Origin of the sequence: Tomitella gaofuii (genome assembly GCF_014126825.1) — a bacterium.
GTDB lineage: Bacteria > Actinomycetota > Actinomycetes > Mycobacteriales > Mycobacteriaceae > Tomitella > Tomitella gaofuii.
This window is the reverse complement of record NZ_CP059900.1, coordinates 943,259-944,828: the sequence shown is the minus strand read 5'-3', so window position 1 is coordinate 944,828 and position 1,570 is coordinate 943,259. Positions and strand designations below refer to the sequence as shown.

At 65.5% G+C, this 1,570-nt stretch carries 1 protein-coding gene; it reads right to left on the bottom strand.

Annotated features, from left to right (window positions below; all coding sequences use genetic code 11):
* Positions 1 to 315: 315 nt before the first annotated feature.
* Positions 316 to 1,506, bottom strand: coding sequence for an elongation factor Tu (gene tuf / locus H4F70_RS04325; protein WP_182347946.1), 1,191 nt, complete (start codon positions 1,504 to 1,506; stop codon positions 316 to 318).
* Between the last annotated feature and the right edge of the window lie 64 nt (positions 1,507 to 1,570).

Genomic DNA, 1,570 nt, shown 5'->3' with positions numbered 1-1,570 from the left:
CCGCTCCCTTCGCACCGCTCGGACAGCTGCCCCGAGACAGGCTGCACGCGCACGCTTCACATTGCGGCCGTCGCCGATACGCCGACCACCCGAACCCGACCCGGCCGATTCCGCTACCGGTTGCTACATCGCCTCACCGGTGCACCTCCGTTACCCGGAATGGTGCCATTCAACCACTGGCATTACCACCAGCAGACCACCCGACGATACCCACTGGCGCTCCCCGACAGAAAATCCATCGTTTAGCCGACACCAGGCACGACTGCGGCGCCGACCCCGCAGGATCGGCGCCGCTCGTCGGCTGTGGTCAGTCGATCACTTGATGATCTTCGTGACGCGGCCGGCACCCACGGTGCGGCCACCCTCGCGGATCGCGAAGCGCAGGCCCTCGTCCATGGCGACCGGCTGGATCAGCTTGACGGACATGTCGGTGTTGTCACCGGGCATGACCATCTCGGTGCCCTCCGGCAGCTCCACGACGCCGGTGACGTCAGTGGTGCGGAAGTAGAACTGCGGGCGGTAGTTGTTGAAGAACGGCGTGTGACGGCCGCCCTCGTCCTTGGACAGGATGTAGGCCTGGCCCTCGAACTCGGTGTGCGGGGTGTAGGCGCCCGGCTTGATGACGACCTGGCCGCGCTCGACGTCCTCACGCTTGATGCCGCGCACCAGCAGGCCGACGTTGTCGCCCGCCTGGCCCTGGTCGAGCAGCTTGCGGAACATCTCGATGCCCGTGATGGTCGTCTTGGTGGCCGTCGGCTTGATGCCGATGAGCTCGACGTCCTCGTTCACGTTGATCACGCCACGCTCGATACGGCCGGTGACGACCGTGCCGCGACCCGTGATCGTGAAGACGTCCTCGACGGGCATCAGGAACGGGTGGTCGGTGTCGCGCACCGGGTCCGGGATCGACTCGTCGACGGCCTTCATGAGGTCGAGGACGGACTGGGTCCACTTCTCGTCGCCCTCGAGAGCCTTGAGCGCGGAGATCGGGATGATCGGCGCGTCCTCGTCGAAGTCCTGGCTGGCCAGCAGCTCGCGGACCTCCATCTCGACGAGCTCGAGGATCTCCTCGTCGTCGACCATGTCGGCCTTGTTCAGGGCGACCAGGATGTAGGGCACGCCGACCTGACGGGCGAGCAGCACGTGCTCACGCGTCTGCGGCATCGGGCCGTCGGTGGCGGCCACGACCAGGATCGCACCGTCCATCTGGGCGGCGCCGGTGATCATGTTCTTGATGTAGTCGGCGTGACCCGGGGCGTCGACGTGCGCGTAGTGGCGCTTGTCGGTCTGGTACTCGACGTGGGAGATGTTGATCGTGATGCCACGAGCCTTCTCCTCGGGCGCCTTGTCGATCGTGTCGAACGCCGACGGCTCGTTGAGGTCGGGGAACGCATCCGCGAGCACCTTGGTGATGGCAGCGGTGGTGGTGGTCTTGCCGTGGTCAACGTGACCGATGGTCCCGATGTTGACGTGCGGCTTCGTCCGCTCGAACTTCGCCTTCGCCACTGGTTGTCCTCCTGGACTTATCGTTGCGTGCTGCCTGGCAGCAGTGCAGTTGATGTTCTGGTCA